Genomic DNA, 22,068 nt, shown 5'->3' with positions numbered 1-22,068 from the left:
TCAGGCTTGCGGTCAGCCGTTCTTCTTCAGGCAGAGCACCTGGTCACCGCTGTCCTTCGGGACGACGATGTACGGCTGGGTCGCGTCACCGCACTTGCTCTTCTCCGTCTGGATCGAGACGACAGTGAACGTGTCCGCCTCCTTGCAATCCGCCACGAGCGGAGTCGACCCGTTGCGCTTCACACACTGGCCCTCCGACACGCTGAACTCGTCGTCCCCAGCGATCAACCAGACCAGACCGAACACCATGCCGAGAATGATCGCCGCACCCAGGACGACGGCCAGCGCCACCGGCACCGTGCGGACGTGCGCCTTCGCCGGGGCCGGCGTGGCGGCCGGTTCCGAAGAAGCCTTGAACTGGTCGAACTTGCCCTGCTCCTCGGCCGGGCCGGGCCAACTCGTGGTGTCCTCCGGGCCGGGCGGCGTCACCGTGGCACGCGCCGCCGGACTGTTCGGGTACAGGCCACCACCCGGCTGCTCGCCCGGAAGCGGAGTCAGCGCGGGCGCCGGAACATACGGCGAGTTGCCGCGGCCGGACACGTCCGTGGTGTGCTCGTTGAACTGGTCATTGAACGGCGGACGGCCACCCTGCTCGTACGGCTGGGGCGTGCCGAAATCGCCGGGCGCGCCGAACGGCGGCGGTCCCGACTGGTCCCCGGGCGCGCCGAACGGCGGGCGTCCGCCCTGGTCACCGGGCCCGCCGAACGGATTGCCGGGCTGACTGCCGAACTCGCCTCCGGGCTGACCACCGAACTCGTTACCGGGCCGGCCGAACTCGCCGCCGGGCTGATTGCCAGGCTGGCTTCCGGGATGACCGAAAGGCGGACGACCGGCCTGATCACCGGAGGGGCCGAACTGGTCACCGGAGGGGCCGAACTGGTCACCGGGCTGGCCGAACTGGTCGCCAGCGCCCCCGAACGGCGGCTGAACCGAACCGGGGAACTGCGGCGAACCGGGAACAGCGGGCGAACCCGGGCCACCGAACGGCGCACCGGAAGCCGGGGCCTGCGGCGAACCGGGCATCGCGAACGGCGAACCACCACCGGGAGCATCCGGCGGGGAGACCCGAGCACTCGCCGTCGCACGGGCGGTCGCCTTCGCCGGAGGCGCGCTCTCGCCGGCCGGCGAGAACGAGCCGAAGCCGTTACGGTCGTCATCCTGCTGCGCGCCGGGGAACGGCTCACCCGGGAAACCACCGGCCTGCGAATCGTTGTCAGGCTGCGCGGAACCACCACGCTGCGGCAGACCGAAACCCCCCGACGGACTCTCGCCAGGCTGGCCGAATCCACCATCCCCACGCTGCGGCAGACCGAAGCCACCGGACGGGCTCTCACCCTGCGGGGCGCTGAAGTCGTTTCGGGGCTGACCGAACGCGCCCGACGAGCTTTCACCCTGGGGCGTACCGAAGTCGTTTCGGGGCTGACCGAAACCGCCGGACGGGCTTTCACCCTGGGAGGTGCTGAAGTCGTTTCGGGGCTGACCGAAACCGCCGGACGGGCTTTCACCTTGCGGGGTGCTGAAGTCGTTTCGGGGCTGGCCGAAACCGCCGGACGGGCTCTCACCCTGGGAGGTGCTGAAGTCGTTTCGAGGCTGGCCGAAACCGCCGGACGGGCTCTCACCCTGGGAGGTGCTGAAGTCGTTTCGAGGCTGGCCGAACGCGCCCGACGGGCTCTCACCCTGGGGCGTACCGAAGTCGTTCCTGGGCAGGCCGAAACCGCCCGACGGGCTCTCGCTCTGTGCCGGGCCCGCACCGAAACCACCCGAACCGTCTGTGGCCGGGGGGAAGCTGCCGGACTGGCCGCCGAACGGCGAGTCGGAAGCCGACGGGAACGAAGGAGCGGCGTGCGCGCCGGACGGAGACTCGTCGGAACGCGACGGGTCGTCCGGGGAATCTTGCGGCTCGTCCGGCGTTGTCGGGGCCGGACGACCGTAGACGCGAGCCTGCGGCGCGGACGACGGCGGCGGCAGTTCGGCGGCCTCGGCCGGCGAGACCCGGCCGGGCACCGAGGCGCTGGCCGTCACCGGGCGGGCCGAGCCGACAGCGGGTTTCGCGCCCGGATCACGCGGCTGCGGAACCGCGGACGCACCCTGCTGATCCGCCGCGGCGTGGCCGTCAGCGCCCGAAGGACCGCCCGCCGAAGCCCGGAGATCACCCCGGTCGGAGCCGCCACGCTGGTCGAACCCGCCGAGCGAGCCATTCGCATCCGGGCCACGCTGGTCGAACCCGCCGAGCGGGTTCGGCGAGTCGGACCCTGCCGGGCCACGCTGGTCGAAGCCGCCGAACGGGCCCGGAGAGTCGGAGCCCGCGGGGTTCCGCTGGTCGAAGGCACCCGACGGGCTGCGCTGGTCGAAGCCACCTATCGGACCGTTCGGGTCCGAGCCGGGCCGGGAACCGCGTGCATCCAGGCCGGAGTGGGTGCCATTCGGGCTGGAATCGAGCGGACCACGCGGCTCCAGACCGAGGGGCCCGGAACCCGGGAACGAACCCTGCTGCGAACTAGCACCCGGGAACGAGCCCTGCTGCGGATCGGCGCCCGGGAACGAACCGTGCTGCGGGTCGGCGCCCGGGAACGAACCGTGCTGCGGGTCGGCGCCCGGGAACGAACCGTGCTGCGAACTAGCACCCGGGAACGAGCCCTGCTGCGGATCGGCGCCCGGGAACGAACCGTGCTGCGGGTCGGCGCCCGGGAACGAACCGTGCTGCGAATCGGCCGAGGTCGGCGCGGACGCCGGAACCGTGCCGCCCGAACCCAGCGACGCGCCGGGCACCCGCTGCGGGTATCCGGAAGGGCTGGTGGACGGCGCATCGGTGTCGCGTCCGGCCGGAGCCTCCGGCGACGGGAACGAGGCCGAACCGAACGGCTGCTGGCTGCGGATCGGCAGGTCCAGGCTGGGCTGGCTGCCGGAACCGGCCGTGGACGGGTCAGCGGCCGGACCGGCGGGGGCACGCAGCGGGAAGCCGCCGCCGTCGCCACGCCGGGACGGGAACGTGTCGGCCGCCGGGCGCGGGGCGCTCGGCACGGCCGGGGTCTCGGCGGGCCGGGCGTTCTCCCGCATCCAGCTGTTCTGCGCCGGGCCGGCGGTGAAACCGCCCGGGCTGCCGGCGGAGTCACCCTGGCCGGAGCCGTCGGGCAGGTCGGAAAGGCTGGCGCCGGGAACCCGGACCGGCTGGTCACCGAACGCGGAGAACGGGGTATGGCCGAGGCCGCCGTCTTCCGGAGCCGTTGCGCCGGGGGTGCGGGTGGGCAGGCCGCTCGGGCTGAGTTTCGCCGGGAACCCGCCCTGGCTCTCGGGCCCGGCCGGAGCCGACGGCGCCTGGCCTCCGGCGGGCGGGAAGCCCGCGGATCCGAACGGCGAGCCACCGGGCGTCTGGCCGCCCGGCGAAGCGGGCGGCGGGAACCCGGCCGGATCCGAGCCGGCCGCAGAGCCGAAGGACCCCGGACCGCCCGACGAGTTGGCCGCCTGCCCGAAGGAGGCGGGGCCACCGGACGAGCCGGCCGGCGAGTCGAAGGAAGCGGGGGCGCCGGACGAGCCGGCTGCCGGACCGAAAGAGGAGGAACCGCCCGAGGGGCCGGCCGGCGAGCCGAAGGAGGCCGGGGCGCCGGACGAGCCGGCCGTCGGACTGAAGGAAGAGGAGCCGCCGGACGGGCCGAAGGCAGCGGGCGAACCGGAGGAACCGGCCGACGAGCCCGCGGGCGGGCCGAAGGAGCCGGGGGCATCCGAGGAGCCGGCGGGCGGGAAGGCCGCCGCAGGCGTGCCGTAGGTGGCGGTGGGCGGCGGGAATTCCGAGGAACCGGAACCCGGCGACGACCCGAACGAAGCAGACCCGCCCGGCGCGCCGGAAGCCGGGAATCCCGCGGGTCCGGAGGTCGACGGACCACCGGGGGAAGCCGCGGCCGCGGAGCCCGGTGGGGCCCACGACGGCGGTCCGGCGTCGAACGGCGCGGACGCCGGAACGGAAGCGGGAGCGGAACCGAACGGTGGTGGCGTGCCCGGCTGCCCGAACGGCGAGGGCGACCCGTAGGACGACGCCGCCTCGGGGGCGACCGATCCATACGGCGAAGCGCCGCCCCGCTGCGGGAGCTCACCCTCGGGCTCCGCGACGCGGGCCGAACCATACGACGTCCCGGCGGGCGCGGGGCCCTGGCCGAACGTGGAGACGGCGGGCACGACGAACGGCGAACCCCCACCGGGGGCACTGGTCGGAGGTGGCCCATACGAATTCGGGAAGCCCTCAGCGGGCGGCTGGGCCGATGCCCGGCCGGCCGATCGCTGCAGGTCGGGCCGCTGACCATCAGGGTCGTGCGGGAACCCGCCCGACGTGGGTCCGCCCGACGTGGCCTCGGCCGGCTGACCGGCGTGCTGCCCCTCGGACGTCATACGCGCCTCCTCATCGATGCGGCCGTGCCAGCTTTGCACGGACGCGACCCCACGGACGGGGCCGTGCCAGCTTTCCGGCTTGGCCGTGCTGGGGCCGTGACACTGTCGCTGCCGGCGGCCCCGGTCACCCGCACCGACCGGCCGTGCCGATTTGGGGACCGTGCCCACGGTACCGGGCGGTCGCGGCGGGAGGAATCCCGGTCTACGCCCCGGAGGGACGATTGCCGGATCTTCGAGAGTGGGATCGGACACGAAACGGCCCGCCCGGGTCACCCGGACGGGCCGTTCGTCGTGGTGGCGGCCCTGATCAGGGCCGGGGGCCTCAGAAGACCCGGTGCTGCGCGAAGATCGCGATCTCGTCGCGCATGGCCTGCGTGGGCGCCACCTGGAGCGCGCGGTCGATCGCGCGGTTCTGGCGGCTGATCATCCGGCGCTGGCGGTAGCGGTCGATCATGGTGCGGGCGGTGCTCATGGCTGCTGCTCTCTCCCCCCGGCGGTGACCGGTGTCGTTCCCTACGGGCGTCGCCTGGCCGCTCGTGACGGAGGCGCGCGTCCCGTTGTCCACTCCATTATCGACGGAACAACGGGACGCGGCCAGCGATTTCGGGGGTGAGCTCAGTCATGTACCTAAGGATCGAAGGTCAATCGCCGGTCGGGCCGAAAGACCCTAGGCCCAGCGAAGCATTGCCGCCTCCGGGTCCTCGAGGAAGGTGCCCACGTCACGCAGGAAGCGGGAGCCCAGCTCGCCATCGATGATCCGGTGGTCGAAGGAGAGTCCCAGGGTGGTGACCTGGCGGATCTTGATCTTCCCCTTGTGCACCCACGGCGTCGGCCGGATCGCGCCGAACGCCAGGATCGCCGATTCACCCGGTGGCAGGATCGGGGTGCCGGTATCGATGCCGAACACGCCCACGTTCGTGATCGAGAGCGTGCCGCCGGACATGTCCGACGGCGGCGTACGACCCGATTTCGCGGTCTTGACCAGCGCATTCAGTGCGTCGGCCAATTCCCGCAGGGTGAGCCGGCCGGCGTCCTTGATGTTCGGGACGATCAGCCCACGCTCGGTGGCTGCGGCGATGCCGAGGTTCACGTAGTCCTTGACCACGATCTCGCCGGTCCCGCCCGACCACGTCGAGTTGACCATCGGGTGCCGCTTGGCCGCGACCAGCACCGCTTTCGCCACCAGCAGCAGCGGCGAGATCCGGGTCTCAGCGAACTCGGGCCGCGCCTTCAGCTTGTCGAGCGTCTTCATCGACCGGGTCACGTCCACGGTCAGGAACTCGGTCACGTGCGGCGCGGTGAACGCCGACGCGACCATGTTCTCCGCGGTCAGCTTCCGCACTCCCTTGACGGGGATGCGCTGCTCACGGGCCCCGTCGAGGACTGGTGCCGCGGTGATGGCCGGAGCGGTGACCGGGGCCGGCGTCTCGGTCACGGTCTGCTTCGCGCCTTCGGCGATGCGGTGTACGTCCTCCCGCGTCACCGACCCCATCGGCCCGGTCCCGGCGACCGTGGCGAGGTCGACGCCGAGATCACGGGCGAGTTTCCGGACCGGCGGCTTGGCGAGCACCGGCCCCACCCGCACCGCGACCTGAACTGTTGGATCCTGAACAGTTCGGTTCGGGACGGCCGGGGCTGGGGGTACGACCGGCGGCGCGGGTTGGACCACGGGCGCCGGGGGGACGGCCACGGTCGCGGCCTGGGACCCTCCGGCAGCCGCCGGAGGCGGGGTGGGTGTGGTTGCGGTTGTGAACGGCGTGGCCGTACCACTGCGGGGTCGTCTCTTTGCGGTTGTGGTTCTCGGGCCGTAACCGACGAGCACCGCGGTCCGTCCGCCGGGCGCCGGACCCCCGATGAGGCCCGCCTCGACCTCGCCTTCCGAAGCCGACGAGGCGGAAGAGGCCGAAGAAGCCGACGAGGCGATTGAGGTGGCCGGAGTGGGGGAGGCGACCGGAGTTTCCGGTGCCGGGCCGGACGACGTGGGCAGAGGTCCCGCCGACGGGTCGGTGTCGATGGCGATGATCGGGTTCCCGACCTCGACCACCGAACCCGCCTCGTGGAAGATCCGGGTGACCACGCCACCCCACTTCGCCGGGATCTCGACCGCCGCCTTCGCGGTCTCGACCTCGACGATCGGCTGGTTGAGCTCGATGGTGTCCCCGACCTTGACCAGCCAGGCCAGGATCTCGCCCTCGGTCAGTCCTTCGCCGAGGTCGGGCAGGTTGAATTCCTTGATCCGCGACATCGGGCTCACCAGCCGAACGAGCGGTCGACGGCGTCCAGCACCCGGTCGAGATCGGGGAGGTACTCCTCCTCCAGCCGGGCCGCCGGATAGGGCGTGTCGTAGCCGGTCACCCGCAGCACCGGCGCCTCCAGGGAGTAGAAGCATTCCTCGGTGACGCGGGCGGCGATCTCGGCGCCGAGGCCGCCGTTGCCGGGGGCCTCGTGCACGACGACGGCGCGGCCGGTCCGCCGGACCGAGTCGAAGATCACCGGGTAGTCGATCGGGGAGAGCGAGCGCACGTCGATGACCTCGAGGTTGCGCCCGTCCTCGGCGGCGGCGGTGGCGGCGTCCAGCGCCACCTTGACCATCGGCCCGTACGCCAGGAGCGTCGCGTCCGTCCCGGGCCGGGTGACCCGTGCCGCGTGCAGCGGGAACGCCCCGGCGAGGGGGCTGTCGAGGTCGACCTCGCCCTTCTCCCAGTACCGCCGCTTCGGCTCGAAGAAGATCACCGGGTCGTCGGAGGCGACGGCCTGCTGGATCATCGTGTACGCGTCCGCCGGGTTGGAGCAGGTCACGACCTTGAGGCCGGGGGTGTGCGCGAAGTACGCCTCGGGCGACTCGGAGTGGTGCTCGACCGCGCCGATGCCGCCGCCGTAGGGGATGCGGATGGTGATCGGCAGCCGGACCGCGCCGCCGGAGCGGAAGTGCATCTTGGCGACCTGGGCGACGATCTGGTTGTACGCCGGGAACACGAACCCGTCGAACTGGATCTCACAGACCGGCCGGTATCCGCGGATGGCGAGGCCGACCGCGGTCCCGACGATGCCGGCCTCGGCCAGCGGCGTGTCGATGACCCGGTCCTCGCCGAAGTCCTTCTGCAGTCCGTCGGTGATCCGGAAGACGCCGCCGAGCTTCCCGACGTCCTCACCCATGATCACGACCTTGGGGTCGTTCTCCAGCGCGCGGCGCAGCCCGTGGTTGAGTGCCTTTCCCAGGGTGATCATCAGTGCCCGCTCCCCTCGAACGAGGCCTGGTACTCCACGAATGCCTTGCGCTGCGCGTCGACCTCGGGCGAGCCGTTGGGGTACACGTTGTCGAAGATCGTCACGGGTTGTGGATCAGGCATCGCCAGGACCCGTTCGCGCAGATCGAGCGCCTTCTTGTCGGCGTCCGCGTCGACCTCGGCGAAGAAGTCCTTCTTGCCGATCTTCTGCTTGGTGAGGAACGTCTTGAGCCGGCTGATCGGGTCCTTCGCCTTCCAGGCCTCGACCTCGCCGGCCATCCGGTACCGGGTCGGGTCGTCGGAGCTGGTGTGCGCGCCCATTCGGTACGTGTACGCCTCGATCAGCGTCGGGCCCTGGCCGTTGCGCGCGTTGTCCAGCGCCTGCCGGGTGACCGCGAAGCTGGCCAGCACGTCGTTGCCGTCCACCCGGATGCCGGGGAAGCCGTAGCCGCCGGCCCGCTGGTAGAGCGGGACGCGGGTCTGCCGCTCCAGGGGCTCGGAGATCGCGTACTGGTTGTTCTGGCAGAAGAAGACGATCGGGGCGTTGAACACCCCGGACCACACGAACGATTCGTTGACCTCGCCCTGGCTGGTCGCGCCGTCGCCGAAGTAGGCGATCACGGCCTCGCCGTCGCCGGAGCCGATCTTGCCGTCCATGGTGATCCCCATGGCGTACCCGGTCGCGTGCAGCGTCTGCGAGCCGATCACGATCGTGTAGGTGTTGAACTTGAACTCGTTCGGATCCCAGCCGCCCTGGTCGACGCCGCGGAAGAGGCCGAACGGCATGATCGGGTCGATCCCGCGGGTGTAGAGGACGCCGTGCTCGCGGTACGTCGGGAAGGCCATGTCCTGCGGGCGCAGCGCCCGCCCGGAGCCCACCTGCGCCGCCTCCTGCCCGAGCAGACTGGCCCAGATCCCCAGCTCACCCTGCCGTTGCAGGGCGACAGCCTCGGTGTCGAGCCGCCGGACGGTCACCAGGTCCCGGTAGAGACCGCGGTATTCCTCGTCGGTGAAGTCGACGGAGTACGTCGTCCCGTCAGTGGTGGTGACGCTGTCGACGCGTTCCCCGTCGGGGGTCAGCAGTTGGACGAAGCCGCCGGCCGGAATGTCCGCCCCGGCCACGCTCTCGCCTTTCGCCATCCGTGTCTCCTGTTTCGTCTCTGCGCCCGCGGCGGGTGTCTCCCGGCCACGCGGCGGCTCTCGGGTGCCGCGCCTGGCCCGGGTGGGGGTTACCGCGCGGCATGCTCCGGCTCGGAAGCCGGGACGAACCGCCGTGACCCCGCTGGTCGGCGGAGACGGCAGCGGCGGTGCCGTCGCCCCCATCCTGACAGAATGAGTGACCTTCCTTACAGCCCGCGTGGATCACGAATGAAGATTTTCTGCTGACATCACGCTAAGAGCATTTGTCCGATTTAAGGATTTTTGTGCTCTCACTCTTGTACGAATGGTCCCTGCGCGCCGCTGCCGAATGAGGCCCGTGTCGTTCATCCCCAATGACCGCGACTGATCCAAGTTGATCTTTTTCGTTTGGGGGTTTTCTCGCGTGCCGCACCTGCCGGACGACGACTTCGCGCCACCGCCCAAGGTGCTGCGCAAGCGCCTCAACGGGGTGTATCGCGAAGACCTCGGCTTCTCCGGGCCCACCCGGCGTTACGTGCTGTTGGTCGCGATCCTCGTCGGGCTCGCCTCGGTGCCGACGCTCGCCGTGCTCACCGCGGGAACGAACGAGATCACCGGCCAGGACCATCCGCGGCCGATGGAGATCCCGTTCCTGCCCCCGACCGCGACCGGGCCGGTGCTGCCGACACCGACCCGGGCCGCGCCTTTCCCGCCGTCGTGGGCTTCGCCTCCGCCTCCGGTCCGCCCGTCGGCTTCCGCTTCGCCCACCCCGGGGCGGGCCACGTCACGACCTTCACCGCGGGGGTACGGAGGGAGCACTCCCGAGCCGGCCGAGACCGTTCCGCGCCGGTCGGCTTCCGTCTCCCGAGGGACCGTTTCGGTTCCGCGCCGGCAGTCCTCCGTGCCACGTCCCCCGGTGCCGCGGCGGCCTTCTTCCGCGGCGACCTCGGCACCCCGTCGGCCCGCTCCGAAACCGACCCGGCCGACGCCGAGTCGCATTCCCGTCATTCCCGACCTACCGGCTGTTCCGGAAGAGGAGCGAATCCCGGCGCCGATCATTCCGGACGGCTTCCCGTCCATTCCTGACCTGCCGGAAGTGCCCGCCGAGCCCGGTCGTCCCGGTGATGCCGACACTGATCACCGAGAACCGGAACCGGCTGATCGCGATAAATACGACAAACCCGGCGGTGTCAAACCAAATCATCGGGGCACTCACCGCCCAGACGACAGACACCGATCGCCGGGCCGCCCGCGGAAGCGCGCCTGCGAGAACTCCGCCGCTCCACCCGAGCGGGCCACCCGACGGCATGCCGAACGTGCCGGCTCGAACACCGCCCCGGCCGGTGATCCGCCCCGGCGCCGGGCCCGCTCCACCGACGCATCCCACGCCCACGACCGCCGGTCACCGGACCGGCCCCGACACAGCCGGAGGTCAGCAGTGGCCGAACGCCCGTACAACATCCGCCCGTCCCGGATCCTCGAACAGAGCCACCACGACAACAGCAACGTCGTGCGCCGCGTGCTCCCCGACGTGAACGCCGAGGAGAGCCGGCTCGCCAACCGCCCGTACCGGGGCATGCACCGTGCCGAGCACACCAACCACCCGGACCCCGGTTACGACCGCAGCTCCCGGATGGGCCGCCACCACGCCGAATACACCGACGACCACTACATCAACCGGCGCTGACGGGCGGAGAGACCCACTGAGAGCCGGCCGGACCGCGGTCACTCGTCCCGGTTGGCCTCGATCCAGGCCTCGATGGCGGCGTTGTCGTTCGGGTCGACACCCTCCGCGATCAGCTGGGCCACCGCCGCGGTGGCCGGGCTGCGCCGCTCGCCGGTCGTGTAGAGCCGCGCGAACTCGGGGATCAGCTCCTCCATCGCGGTCTCCGTCTCCTGGACCGCGGCCGGCGGCAGTCCGCGCCGCCGGGTGGAGAAGGCCGACCAGGCCCGGACCACCCGCGGCATCATCGCCGCGTCGTCCAGGTCCAGCACGGCCCGCCGGTGCACCCAGTCGAGCAGGAACAGGCCGCCCACCGCGGGACTCCAGCGCAACGGGTCACCGCCCGGCAGGCTCGCCGCGTGATCCAGCACCAGGCTCAGGCAGAACTCCAGCGACGCCGCCTCGGCCGTGTGGGCCGGGCCGGTGGGCAGGTCGAAACGGGTCGCCTCGGGCGAGGTCAGGAACTCCCGGACCAGATCCGGCCCGTTCGGCCCGGCGGGCTCGTCGAGCGGCGGCGTGGTGACCGACGGCAGCAACGCGATCCGGGCGGCGGCGAGAGCCCGGTCGGTGGCCAGCGAACCGTCCTCCGGTAGGTCGCCCAGCTCGTCGGTGACCTGGAGATGCCGGTCCACCTCGTCGCGCAGCCGGCCCGGGTCCTCCGAGCGGAACCAGGTCAGCTCGTCGGCCGTGCAGATCTCCCGCACCTGATCGAGCAGCGTGCCGGCCGACGTGGCGACGAAGACGTCCTTGGTGATGCCGATGTTGTGGTCGACGAGGGCCACCACGGCATGCTCGGGGCCGCCGTCGGAGCTGTCCTCGTAGGCGAAGGTGACCAGGTAGGAGGTCTGGTCGCCGTAGACGTCCCCATAGGCCCAGCAGCCGGTCGGGCGCACCCGGCCGAGCTGGGCGGCCCAGGCCGGGGCGTGCGTGCCGTGACCCACCCGGCCGGCGCCCTCGGCATCCGGCACCAGAGCGGCGAAGACCTCGCGGATGGTGGCGGCGGCCGGGCTGGCCGGACGGGTGGTCGCGGTCAGGAAACGGCCGACGAAGTCACGGACGGCCTCGGCCCGGTCCTCGGCGGCCACCGCGTACACACTGCCGAGCAGGGCGGTGCCGAGCATCTCGGCGTCGAGCGCACAGCCCAGTTTCATGACGTCGCGGGCCGCATGGATCACGGCGTCGTACGCGGTCCGGGGTGCGGGCATGCCGCGAGCCTACGCCCGCGGCCGATCCCCGGACTACTCCGAACGTACGACTCCCAGCGCTTCTCTCGCCTGGGCGTACGCGTTGAGGACCTCCCGGACCGGCGCGACCACGTGCCCGCGCCCGACCTCGGTGATCGACGCCCGCAGCCGCGTCTCGGCCCGCCGCTTGGCCCGCCGGGCACCCGCCTCGATGACCGGCTTCAGCAGCAGCCACAGCAGCAGCCCGCCGAGCAGCCCGGCGAGCAGCAGCAGGGTCGCCAGCGGCACGGTGCCGACCTCGACGTCGATGTCCGGCAGCCCGAGCGCGGAGAGCGCGTAACCGGCGATCAGCCAGCCCAGCCCGACGGCCGCGACCGCCAGCAGGATCCACTGCACCACCCCGACCGCCCGCCACCAGCGCGGCGGCCGTTCCATGCCGAGGTCGGTCTGTGCGACGGCCCGGTCCAGCGCGTCCGGCAGGTCGGCCGCCCGGGAACGCGCGGCGGTGGCCAGGGCGGGCGCCCAGACCTCCGGCAGCGGCGCCGCGGCGCGTTCCGCGACCGCGCGGACCGTGAGACCCACCGCCGATTTCTGCGCGGCGTCGGCCTCCGGCACGGAGGTACGCGGCACGACATCCGTCGACACCGAGTCGGTCTTGACCGGCTCCGCCAGATGCAACCGGCGCAGCGGGTCCGGCCGCAGCCGCCGCAGCCCGCGGACCAGCGGCCAGCCGGTCGCCGCCGCGGCCCGGTGCCGGTAGGCGCCCGCCGTCGCGTCCGCCACACCCGGCACCCCCGCCGACGCGGCCAGCGAGTCGCACAGCTGCTTGACGGTCGCCCGGTCCACCTCGTCCTCGGCGGCCGGCGGGCCGATCACGGCGCCCAGCTCCTCACCGACCGCGTCCAGGTCGGCGGCGAGCCGGCGCAGCGCGGCCTGCCGGTTCGCCACCGTGCCCTCCAGCGCGGTCCGCAGCTCGGCGAGCATGCCGGGCTGCTTCGCCGAGGTGGCGATCACCGGAGCGCCGGTGAGCCCGTCCTCCTCCAACAGCCGGGTCAGGTCGGCGAGCACGAGCTCGGTGTCGCCGGGGCTGAGCCGGTCGGCCTGGTTGAGCACCACGATGGTGACGCCGGAGTGCGTGCTGAACTGCGACAGGTAGGCCTGGTGCAGGATCCGGTCGCCGTACTTCTGCGGGTCGACCACCCAGACGATCTGGTCGACCAGGCCGAGCAGCCGGTCCACCTCGAGCTGGTGGGCCTGCTCGACCGAGTCGAAGTCGGGCAGGTCGAGCAGGACCAGCCCGCGCAGCGCCGCCTCGTCGTCGCCGTCCAGCGCGCTCTCCCGGACGAACCGCTGCCGGGGCAGCACGCCGACCCAGTCGAGCAGGCGGCTGGCCGGCTCCAGCGGGCCCCACACCACGGCGTGCGCGGTGCCGGTGGTCGGCCGGCGCACCCCGACCTGGGAGAGCTTGAACCGGGCGAGCGCGTTGAACAGGCTCGACTTGCCGCTGCCGGTGCTGCCGGCGAGGGCGACCACGGTGTGGTCGAGGGAGAGCGAGAGCCGGTTGCCGGCCCGCTCCACCAGCGTGTGGGCGGTGACGAGCCTGCCGTCCGGCAGGTACGGGTCGACGACCCGCAGGAACCTCGACAGCGCCTCGAGTCTGCGTGCCAGATCGCCGGCGTCGACGGATTCGTTGCGCACCTTCTGTACCACGTTCATGACCCTGACCCGGTCAACGCGAGTTCCTCCCTGGCGGTCTCCACCTCGGTGGCGGTCTGGCGCAGGAGCGTCCCATGAGCCGTCGTGAGGCGCACCGCCGAGGTCCGGTCCGTGTACCGGGCGGCCTCGGTGGCGAGCAGATCCTCCACCCGGGCCAGCAGATCGGTCCGGGCCCTGGTGGCGAGAGTACGGATGGCCTGGTCCCCGAAGATCGCCTCGAGCACCTTCTGCGCCGCGACCGCGCTGCCCGCGCCGGCCGCCACCTCCAGGCCGGTGGGGATGAAGGCGGTCGAGGTGAACACCGCGATCATCACGGCGAGCCCGGCCCCGTTCATCGCGTAGGCGGCGCCGCGGGCCACCGTCCGCTTCTCCGCGGCCTCCTTGCGGACCAGCTCGAGCACCCATTGCTGCCAGTCCCGGACCAGGCGGTCGGCGCGCTGCGCCAGGTCGGCCGAGGCGCGCTGCAGCTCCGGCTCCAGCAGGGCGGCCCCGGCCGGGTGCGCCTGCCAGGCCGAGTACGACTGCTCGGCGGCGTCCGCCGCGACCCCGCGCAGCAGCGTGACCAGCTGGGACTCCATGGCCGTCTGAAGGTTGCGGGCCGGTGTCGGACGGCCGCTCAGGGCCGCGACCAGCCGATCCCGCAGCTGCCCGACCCGTGACTCCAGGCCGCGCACCAGATCACCGGTGCCGACGAACTCCTGCCAACGGGCCAGCACCTCGCCGCGCAGCAGCCGGCCGTCGCGCAGCCCGTCCTCGACGGTGCGGCGGGCGGTGCGGTAGGCCGCCTCGACCCGCTCGTCCAGCGCCTGCGCCGTCCGGGCCTGGTCGTCGACGGCCTCGGCCAGCCCGGCCAGCGCCGGGGCGAGCGCGGCCAGGGCGCCGTCGAGGGTCTGCCGGACCACCGTGCTGCGGGCCCCGGCGTCGGCCGCGAGCTGGGCGAACCAGATCCGCATCGGGCCGATCGCCGCCTCCGGGAGCAGCCCGCGCTCGTCCAGGTCGGTCTCCGGCAGCACGAACAGCGGCGCGGACCCCAGATCCTTGGCGGTCAGCATCTCGCCCAGATGGGCGGCGATCTCGGCGGCGGCGTCGCCCGGCACCCGGTCCAGCACCAGGGCGATCACGGTGCCGCGGAGCCGGGCGGTGGTGAGCAGCTCCCAGGGGACGGCGTCGGCGTACCGCGCGGCGGTGGTGACGAACAGCCACAGGTCGGCCGCGGCCAGCAGCTGGGCGGCCAGTTTGCGGTTGTGGTCGACCACCGAGTCGATGTCCGGCGCGTCCAGCAGGGCCAGCCCGGGACCGATCGCCGGGGTCGCCACCACCTGGAGTGCGTCCGGGGCGGTGCTCGCCTGACCGGTCCGGGTGAGGCCGGGCAGCAGCTCGCCACGCGAGTACCACGCCAGGTCGTCGGGGTGAGTCACCAGCACCGGCGACCGGGTGGTCGGCCGGAGCACCCCGGCCGAGCTGACCGGCGCCTGCACCAGGCTGTTGACCAGGGTCGATTTGCCCGCGCCGGTGGAGCCGCCGACCACCACCAGCAACGGGGCGTCGGGCCGCGACAGGCGTGGCAGCAGATAGTCGTCCAATTGGGCGATCAGGGCCGAGCCGACCCGCTGCGCCTCGTCGGCTGAGGGCAGGGCCAGGGGGTACGCGACCGCGCCGAGCGCCGTCCGTAACCGGCCGAGGGCGGACGCGAGACCCCGCAGCGCGGGCGGCACGTTTTCCAGGTTCACCGGACGAACCTGGGCGCCACCCGTACGATCTGATGGGTCTATGGCCGCGTTCACCTGCAGTTTCTCATCCGTTGCGGCGGGGACGGCGGAAAGGGCCGACGGACCGACCGCGTCTCCGTGCGTCGTCACGCGTAAAGCGTGCACGATCTATGCACCCAGGACAACGGGTCCCGGTATGCCGTGACCTGACAGGTATGTGCCGGTGCCCTTCCGGAGCGTCGACTTGCGCCTGTCGGACTCAACTTCGATTTGACGATGTGCGGCGCCGTGGCATCATTGAGTCGGTTCCACTCAACCTTTGTACGTGAACCAGCGCTCTTAGTGAGCCCAGCTGTGAGAAGCGAGGAACACCATGGCACGTGCGGTCGGCATCGACCTCGGCACCACGAACTCCTGCGTAAGCGTTCTGGAAGGAGGCGAGCCCACCGTCATCGCCAACGCGGAGGGCTCCCGGACGACCCCGTCCATCGTCGCCTTCGCCCGCAACGGCGAGGTGCTCGTGGGTGAGGTCGCCAAGCGTCAGGCGGTGACGAACCCCGACCGGACCATTCGCTCGGTCAAGCGGGAGATCGGCACCAACTGGTCGATCGACATCGACGGCAAGCAGTACACGCCTCAGGAGATCTCCGCGCGCGTGCTGATGAAGCTGAAGCGCGACGCCGAGGCCTACCTGGGCGAGCAGATCACCGACGCGGTCATCACCGTCCCGGCGTACTTCAACGACGCGCAGCGGACCGCGACCAAGGAGGCCGGCGAGATCGCCGGGCTGAACGTCCTGCGCATCGTCAACGAGCCCACCGCCGCCGCCCTGGCGTACGGGCTGGACAAGGGCTCCAAGGAGCAGACCGTCCTGGTCTTCGACCTGGGCGGCGGCACCTTCGACGTCTCGCTGCTGGAGTTGGGCGACGGCGTCATCGAGGTCAAGTCCACCTCCGGTGACAACCACCTGGGTGGTGACGACTGGGACCAGCGGATCATCGACCACCTGGTCAAGACCTTCCGCGGCGAGCACGGCATCGACCTCTCGCAGGACAAGATGGCCCTGCAGCGTCTGCGCGAGGCCGCCGAGAAGGCGAAGATCGAGCTCTCCGCGGCGACCACCACCAGCATCAACCTGCCCTACATCACCGCCGGGGCGAACGGCCCGCTGCACCTGGACACCTCGCTGTCCCGGGCCGAGTTCCAGCGGATGACGCAGGACCTGCTGGACCGTTGCAAGGGCCCGTTCGAGGCCGCGATCCGCGACGCCGACGTCAAGCTCTCCGACATCGACCACGTCATCCTGGTCGGCGGCTCGACCCGGATGCCCGCGGTCACCGAGCTGGTCAACAGCCTGATCGGCCGCGAGCCCAACAAGGGCGTCAACCCGGACGAGGTCGTCGCCGTCGGCGCCGCCCTGCAGGCCGGTGTGCTCAAGGGTGAGGTCAAGGACGTCCTGCTCCTCGACGTGACCCCGCTGTCCCTGGGCATCGAGACCAAGGGCGGCATCATGCACAAGCTGGTGGAGCGCAACACCACCATCCCGGCGCACCGCTCCGAGGTCTACACCACGGCCGACGACAACCAGCCGTCCGTGCTGATCCAGGTCTACCAGGGCGAGCGCGAGATGGCGGCGGGCAACAAGAAGCTCGGCACCTTCGAGCTCAGCGGCATCGCCCCGGCGCCCCGCGGCGTCCCGCAGATCGAGGTCTCCTTCGACATCGACGCGAACGGCATCGTGCACGTGTCCGCCAAGGACCTGGGCACGGGCAAGGAGCAGAAGATGACGATCACCGGTGGCTCCGCGCTGCCGAAGGACGACATCGAGCGCATGATGCGCGACGCCCAGGACCACGCGGACGACGACAAGAAGCGCCGCGAGGAGGCGGAGACCCGCAACCTGGCCGAGCAGCTCCAGTGGCAGACCGAGAAGTTCCTGGCGGAGAGCGGCGACAAGCTCCCCGAGGACAGCAAGAACAAGATCGGCGAGGCGCTCGGCGAGCTGCGCAGCGCGCTGGGCGGCACCGACATCGAGAAGATCAAGTCGGCCCACGAGCGGCTGTCGCAGGTCTCCCAGGAGGCCGGCTCGCTGCTCTACTCGCAGGGTGAGGACCCGCAGGCCGCCGCGGGTGGCGCGCCGGGCGGTGCCCCGGGTGCGGCTCCGGGCGGCGCGACCGGCCCGGCCGCCGGTGGCGACGACGTGGTCGACGCCGAGATCGTGGAGGACGACAAGAAGTGAGTGCCAGGGACGACGAGAACGGCGGTCCGGCGACCGAGCGGGAAGTCATCCAGGGCGAGATCGACGAGACGACCGAGGAGACTCCCGACACGGAGCCGGTGGACAAGCCGGCCGGCGCGCACCGCGCCCCCGAGGAGGAGGACGAGAAGCCGGTGGCTGAGGAGGCCAAGCCCGGCCTCGGCGCTGAGCTGGAGGCAGTGCGGGGCGAGCTCGACGAGCGGACCCACGACCTCCAGCGGGTGACCGCGGAGTATGCCAACTACCGCAAGCGGGTCGACCGCGACCGGGGTGCGGCAGCCGAGCAGACGACCGGCAAGGTCCTCACCGACCTGCTGCCGGTTCTGGACGACATCGACCGGGCCCGGGAGCACGGCGACCTGGTCGGACCGTTCGCCTCGGTGGCGGAGCAGCTCACCGCCGTGACCGGCAAGCTGGGTCTGGTGCCGTTCGGGGAGAAGGGCGATCCCTTCGATCCGAACCGGCACGAGGCGGTCGCTCACCAGACATCCGCGGATGTCACCGAGCCGACCTGTGTCGAGGTGATGCGCCGGGGTTACACACTGGGCGAGCGGCTGCTGCGCCCGGCTCTGGTCGCGGTCGCCGATCCGGAGTGAAATCAGTGACTGTGTCCCGCCCGCCGGTTCGCCGGCGGGCGGGGCGTCGCCGAGTCGAGGAGGTGGACTGACATGAGCTCGAAGGACTGGCTCGAGAAGGACTTCTACGCCGTTCTCGGCGTGAACAGGTCTGCCTCCCCCGACGAGATCAAGAAGGCGTACCGGAAGCTCGCCCGCGATCTTCATCCCGACCGCAATCCGGACAACAAGGAGGCGGAGGAGAAGTTCAAGGCCGCTTCCGAGGCCTACGACGTGCTCGCCGACGACAAGAAGCGCAAAGAGTACGACGAGATGCGCTCGCTGTTCGGCTCGGGCGCGTTCCGGCGCGGGGCTCGTGGCGGCGCCGGTGGCGCGCAGTTCGATCCGTCGGACCTGTTCGGCGGCTTCTCCGGGGCGGCCGGGGGCGCCGGCGCGGACCGGCGGTTCGGTGGCACCGGCTTCTCCGACATCTTCAGCTCGATCTTCTCCGGCGGCCAGGGCGCGCCCGGCGCGGCCCGGCGTGGGCCGCAGCGCGGGCGGGACGTGGAGACCGAGGTCACCCTCGACTTCACCCAGGCCGTCCAGGGCACCACGTTGCCGCTGACCCTGCGCACGCCGGGAGCCTGCGACACCTGCCGGGGCAGCGGGGCCAAGCCGGGCACCACCCCGCGCGCGTGCCCGAAATGCCACGGCAGCGGCCTGATCTCCAGCAACCAGGGTTCGTTCAGCTTCTCCGAGCCGTGCCGTGACTGTCAGGGCTCGGGCAGCATCGTCGACGAGAAGTGCGCCGAGTGCCGGGGCACCGGCGGGGTCACCAAGACCCGCACGATCAACGTCCGGTTCCCGGCGGGTGTCGCCGACGGGCAGCGGATCCGGCTCAGCGGCCGGGGCGAGCCCGGTGACCGCGGCGGTGTCGCCGGCGACCTGTACGTGCAGGTCAAGGTGCGGCCCGACGACCTGTTCGGGCGCAGCGGCGACGACCTGACCCTGGTCGTGCCGATCACCATCGTCGAGGCTGTGCTGGGCACCGACCTGAAGGTGCCGACCCTGGACGGCCCGGTCACGCTGCGGGTGCCGCCGGGCACCCCGAGCGGCCGGAAACTGCGGGCCCGGGGCAAAGGTGTGGTCCGCAAGGAGGGCCAGGCCGGCGACCTGATCGTCACGGTCGACGTGCAGATCCCGGCGGGCGTGTCCGGCGAGGCCCGGGACGCGCTGGAGAAGTTCGCGAAGCTCACCCCGCCGCCGGGGCGTGAGCGGCTCGAGGCCCGTCTGCGCCGGGCCGGTTAGACCCTCCCGGGAGGTGGCACATGTATGAAGAGATCAGCATCTCGATGGATCAGGCCTCCGACGCGAAGGTTTTGATCATCTCGGTGGCGGCCCGGCTGGCCGGGATGCACCCGCAGACCCTCCGGCAGTACGACCGGCTCGGCCTGGTGCAGCCCGGCCGGGCCGGTGGCGGCGGCCGGCGGTACAGCGAACGGGATGTGGCGCTGCTGCGCGAGGTGCAGCGGCTCAGCCAGGAGGACGGCGTCAACCTGGCCGGGATCAAGCGCATCATCGGCCTGGAGCAACTGGTCGGCGACCTGCAGGAGCGGGTGGCCGAGCTGGAGCAGCAGCTGGACGCGGCGTACGCCCGGATCGCCCAGATGGAGGCGATGACCAACCCGTACGCGGGCCGTGATCTCGTCCGTCAGCAGACCCACTCGACGGCTCTGGTGGTGTGGCGCCCGCGCCGGTCAGCGGACAAGTGACAGAAGCGGCGGCCCCTCCCGGAGGAGAGGCCGCCGCGACAGCATGTAGTCACCGGTCGAACACGGTACGTGTTCAGCGCCGGTTGAAAAGGCCTAGTCTGCGCGGGTAACGCACCAGGCCGCCCTCCATCCAGTCGTGGTGGTCGAAGAGCTCCGGCCGGGTCATCAGGACCCGGCAGTTGTGCGCCCAGATCTGCATCGGCTCGTCGCCGACCTCCTCCGCGCGCTCCACGAACTTCTTGAGCCGGCGCTTGCGCTGCCCGCTCGCGTTCTGCCGCACCCCGTCAGCGGCGTAGATGTACATGCAGTGCTGCGCGAACCGCCGGGCCGGGCACTGCCGGTCCATGGCCAGTTCGAACAGGGTCGGGCCGAGCACGTCGCCGGAGATCAGGAGATCCCAGTCCTTCGGCATGCTGCTCAGGGGAACGGATTCGGGGTTGTACGCCCAGGCCTGCAACTCGTCAGGCCGAGGATCGACCGGATTGCCGAAACCGAGGAATGTAGCTTCACGCACGCTCACGCCGCCGCCTCACTCAACCGTCAACATCAACGGTCGGCGTCACACGCTGACCATAGTGTCGAACGTCCCAATACTCAGAGTCGTCGCCGCGCAACGGTAGCGTGTGGAGTCCTGATGCGGAAGTGTCAAGGCTTCACATTCAGATACCGGACAGTAACTTTAGGCGTTCGTTAAAGAGGTGCAGGTCACTCCGGGGATGGCAGCGGCTTCTGGGCCGCCCGCTGGGCCGCCATCCGCTTGCGGACGAGTTCCTTGAACCAGGCGTAGTCCGGCAGTCGGGCCAGCATCGGCCCGGTGACCACGGTGATCAACACGTACGCGGTGGCCAGCGGCGCGAGTCGGGGATCCACCCCGTAGACCACGGCGAGCCCGGCGATGACGATCGAGAACTCGCCGCGCGGCATCAGCGCGAGACCGGTCCGGATCCGGCCGGGCAGCGCGATCCCGGCCCGGCGCGCCGCCAGGTAACCGGTCAGCACCTTGGTGAGCATGGTCAGCACCGCCAGCCCGAACGCCGGCAGCAGCACCGGCGGCATGTCGGCCGGGTTGGTGGAGAGCCCGAAGAAGACGAAGAACACCGCGGCGAACAGATCCCGCAGCGGGGACAGCATCTGGGTGGCGTGGTGCGCCACCGGGCCGGAGATGGCGATGCCGACCAGGAACGCCCCGACCGCCTCGGACACCTTCAGTTCGCCGGCCACTCCGGCGATGAACAGCGTCAGGCCGAGCACGCTCAACAGCAGGGCCTCGGGGTCCTTCACCGACATGAAGCGGCTGATCTCACCGCCGTACCGGATGGCCACCACCAGGACCGCGATCACCGTGACCACCGCGACGCTCAGCGTGCTCAGGCCGTTGGCCAGGCCGAGACCGGCCAGCACCGCGGTGACCACGGGCAGGTAGAAGGCCATCGCCAGGTCCTCGATGACCAGCACCGAGAGGATCACCGGAGTCTCCCGGTTACCGACCCGGCCCAGGTCGCCGAGCACCTTCGCGATCACGCCGGACGAGGAGACCCAGGTGATGCCGGCCAGCACCAGCGCGGCCTTCCAGTCCCAGCCGAGCATCAGCGCGAACGCGGCGCCGGGCAGGGCGTTGAGCACCATGTCGATCAGCCCGGCGGGGGCCGCCGAGCGCATGTTGCCCACGAGCTCGTCGGCGGAGTACTCCAGGCCCAGCATCACCAGCAGCAGGATGACGCCGATCTGGGCGCCGATCGCGATGAACTCCTCGCTGGCCGAGAGCGGCACCAGGCCGCCCTGCCCGAACGCCAGACCGGCCAGCAGATAGAGAGGAATGGGGGACAGGCCGAAGCGGCGACCCAGCCGACCGAGCATCCCGAGGCCGAACAGGAGTGCGCCGATCTCGATGAGCAGGATCGTCGTGTGGTGTTCCACCGGGCTCAGCCGTCGTCGTCGCCGGCCAGGATGGCGGTGACGCCGTCCAGGCCGTGCCGGGTGCCGACCGTCACGACCACGTCGTTCGCCTCGAACCGGAACTCCGGTCCCGGGGAGGCGATCACCTCACGGTCGCGGAGCACGGCCACGATGGAGGCGCTGGTCCGGCTGCGGGCCCGGGTGTCGCCCAGCCGCCGGCCCACGAACGGGGAGCCGGCGGGCAGCGCGATCTGCTCGGTCAGCAGCCCCGCGGCCTGCTGCCGCAGACCGGCGAGCTGGCCGAGCATGAGCGAGGCGCCGAGCACGTCGGCCAGGGCCTCGGCCTCGTCGTCGGTGAGCGGTATCGACGCCAGGCTGGAATCGGGATCGTCCACGTCGTAGAGCACCAGATCCCGGCGGCCGTTGCGGTGCGAGACCACCCCGACCGTCCGGCCTGATGAGGTCACCAGGTCATGCCGGACACCGATTCCCGGCAGAGGAGTCTGTTCCACCCGTACGCGCACGATCTCT

At 71.5% G+C, this 22,068-nt stretch carries 17 protein-coding genes; 5 read left to right on the top strand and 12 right to left on the bottom strand.

What is annotated here, in order from left to right:
- Positions 1 to 12: 12 nt before the first annotated feature.
- The 6 genes from Aut01nite_RS19455 to Aut01nite_RS19430 form a co-directional block, all read right to left on the bottom strand.
- The gene (locus tag Aut01nite_RS19455; RefSeq protein ID WP_204037591.1) at positions 13 to 4,170 is read right to left on the bottom strand and encodes a hypothetical protein; all 4,158 of its coding nucleotides are present in this window, start codon (positions 4,168 to 4,170) and stop codon (positions 13 to 15) included.
- A gap of 532 nt (positions 4,171 to 4,702) precedes the next feature.
- Positions 4,703 to 4,852 carry a hypothetical protein gene (locus Aut01nite_RS19450; protein WP_173476684.1) on the bottom strand — a complete coding sequence of 50 codons (150 nt, stop codon included), beginning with the start codon at positions 4,850 to 4,852 and terminating at the stop codon, positions 4,703 to 4,705.
- Between the two features lie 195 nt (positions 4,853 to 5,047).
- Positions 5,048 to 6,625, bottom strand: coding sequence for a dihydrolipoamide acetyltransferase family protein (locus Aut01nite_RS19445; RefSeq protein ID WP_043525740.1), 1,578 nt, complete (start codon positions 6,623 to 6,625; stop codon positions 5,048 to 5,050).
- 5 nt (positions 6,626 to 6,630) lie between these two features.
- Complete coding sequence (locus tag Aut01nite_RS19440) at positions 6,631 to 7,608, bottom strand: alpha-ketoacid dehydrogenase subunit beta (RefSeq protein WP_043525739.1); 978 nt, start codon at positions 7,606 to 7,608, stop codon at positions 6,631 to 6,633.
- Complete coding sequence (pdhA, locus tag Aut01nite_RS19435; protein ID WP_043525738.1) at positions 7,608 to 8,747, bottom strand: pyruvate dehydrogenase (acetyl-transferring) E1 component subunit alpha; 1,140 nt, start codon at positions 8,745 to 8,747, stop codon at positions 7,608 to 7,610. Before pdhA ends, Aut01nite_RS19440 begins: the two co-directional genes overlap by 1 nt.
- A 510-nt stretch (positions 8,748 to 9,257) precedes the next feature.
- On the bottom strand, positions 9,258 to 9,509 hold the full coding sequence (locus tag Aut01nite_RS19430) for a hypothetical protein (RefSeq protein ID WP_152628747.1): 252 nt from the start codon (positions 9,507 to 9,509) through the stop codon (positions 9,258 to 9,260).
- Between the two features lie 655 nt (positions 9,510 to 10,164).
- On the opposite strand from Aut01nite_RS19430, the gene Aut01nite_RS19425 reads away from it, so the two are divergent.
- Entirely contained in the window at positions 10,165 to 10,413 is a 249-nt protein-coding gene (locus Aut01nite_RS19425; RefSeq protein ID WP_043525735.1) for a hypothetical protein, read from the top strand.
- Between the two features lie 38 nt (positions 10,414 to 10,451).
- Here Aut01nite_RS19425 and Aut01nite_RS19420 read toward each other — a convergent pair whose 3' ends face one another.
- Genes Aut01nite_RS19420 through Aut01nite_RS19410 form a run of 3 tightly spaced genes read right to left on the bottom strand, consistent with a single transcriptional unit; the run spans position 10,452 to position 15,208 of the window.
- Positions 10,452 to 11,654, bottom strand: a complete 1,203-nt coding sequence (locus tag Aut01nite_RS19420) for a hypothetical protein (RefSeq protein WP_043525734.1) — start codon at positions 11,652 to 11,654, stop codon at positions 10,452 to 10,454.
- 33 nt (positions 11,655 to 11,687) lie between these two features.
- Entirely contained in the window at positions 11,688 to 13,349 is a 1,662-nt protein-coding gene (locus Aut01nite_RS19415) for a GTPase (protein WP_052163821.1), read from the bottom strand.
- The gene (locus tag Aut01nite_RS19410; protein WP_373871513.1) at positions 13,346 to 15,208 is read right to left on the bottom strand and encodes an ABC transporter; all 1,863 of its coding nucleotides are present in this window, start codon (positions 15,206 to 15,208) and stop codon (positions 13,346 to 13,348) included. The genes Aut01nite_RS19415 and Aut01nite_RS19410 overlap by 4 nt, the downstream gene beginning before the upstream one ends.
- 223 nt (positions 15,209 to 15,431) lie before the next feature.
- Here Aut01nite_RS19410 and dnaK point away from each other — a divergent pair, with 223 nt between their 5' ends.
- The 4 genes from dnaK to Aut01nite_RS19390 all read left to right on the top strand — a co-directional run bounded on the left by dnaK (position 15,432) and on the right by Aut01nite_RS19390 (position 19,641).
- Positions 15,432 to 17,297 carry a molecular chaperone DnaK gene (gene dnaK / locus Aut01nite_RS19405; protein WP_043525733.1) on the top strand — a complete coding sequence of 622 codons (1,866 nt, stop codon included), beginning with the start codon at positions 15,432 to 15,434 and terminating at the stop codon, positions 17,295 to 17,297.
- The gene (gene grpE, locus Aut01nite_RS19400; protein ID WP_043525732.1) at positions 17,294 to 17,911 is read left to right on the top strand and encodes a nucleotide exchange factor GrpE; all 618 of its coding nucleotides are present in this window, start codon (positions 17,294 to 17,296) and stop codon (positions 17,909 to 17,911) included. Before dnaK ends, grpE begins: the two co-directional genes overlap by 4 nt.
- 72 nt (positions 17,912 to 17,983) lie before the next feature.
- Positions 17,984 to 19,177 carry a molecular chaperone DnaJ gene (gene dnaJ, locus Aut01nite_RS19395; protein ID WP_043525731.1) on the top strand — a complete coding sequence of 398 codons (1,194 nt, stop codon included), beginning with the start codon at positions 17,984 to 17,986 and terminating at the stop codon, positions 19,175 to 19,177.
- Positions 19,178 to 19,197: 20 nt separating this feature from the next.
- Positions 19,198 to 19,641 (top strand): heat shock protein transcriptional repressor HspR, encoded by a 444-nt coding sequence (locus tag Aut01nite_RS19390; RefSeq protein ID WP_043525730.1) that lies wholly within the window; start codon positions 19,198 to 19,200, stop codon positions 19,639 to 19,641.
- 73 nt (positions 19,642 to 19,714) lie between these two features.
- Here the strand turns inward: Aut01nite_RS19390 and Aut01nite_RS19385 are convergent, their stop codons facing one another.
- The 3 genes from Aut01nite_RS19385 to Aut01nite_RS19375 all read right to left on the bottom strand — a co-directional run bounded on the left by Aut01nite_RS19385 (position 19,715) and on the right by Aut01nite_RS19375 (position 22,061).
- Positions 19,715 to 20,161 carry a hypothetical protein gene (locus Aut01nite_RS19385; RefSeq protein ID WP_043525729.1) on the bottom strand — a complete coding sequence of 149 codons (447 nt, stop codon included), beginning with the start codon at positions 20,159 to 20,161 and terminating at the stop codon, positions 19,715 to 19,717.
- A 185-nt stretch (positions 20,162 to 20,346) separates the two neighbouring features.
- Positions 20,347 to 21,498: a cation:proton antiporter gene (locus Aut01nite_RS19380; RefSeq protein ID WP_052163832.1), complete on the bottom strand. Its 1,152-nt coding sequence runs from the start codon at positions 21,496 to 21,498 to the stop codon at positions 20,347 to 20,349.
- Positions 21,499 to 21,563: 65 nt separating this feature from the next.
- Positions 21,564 to 22,061, bottom strand: coding sequence for a cation:proton antiporter regulatory subunit (locus tag Aut01nite_RS19375; RefSeq protein WP_043525862.1), 498 nt, complete (start codon positions 22,059 to 22,061; stop codon positions 21,564 to 21,566).
- Positions 22,062 to 22,068 lie beyond the last annotated feature (7 nt).

The sequence above is a fragment of the Actinoplanes utahensis genome, assembly GCF_016862455.1.
GTDB classification, from domain to species: domain Bacteria; phylum Actinomycetota; class Actinomycetes; order Mycobacteriales; family Micromonosporaceae; genus Actinoplanes; species Actinoplanes utahensis.
Note: the sequence above shows the minus strand (reverse complement) of the source record. Positions and strands in the feature narration are given on the sequence as shown.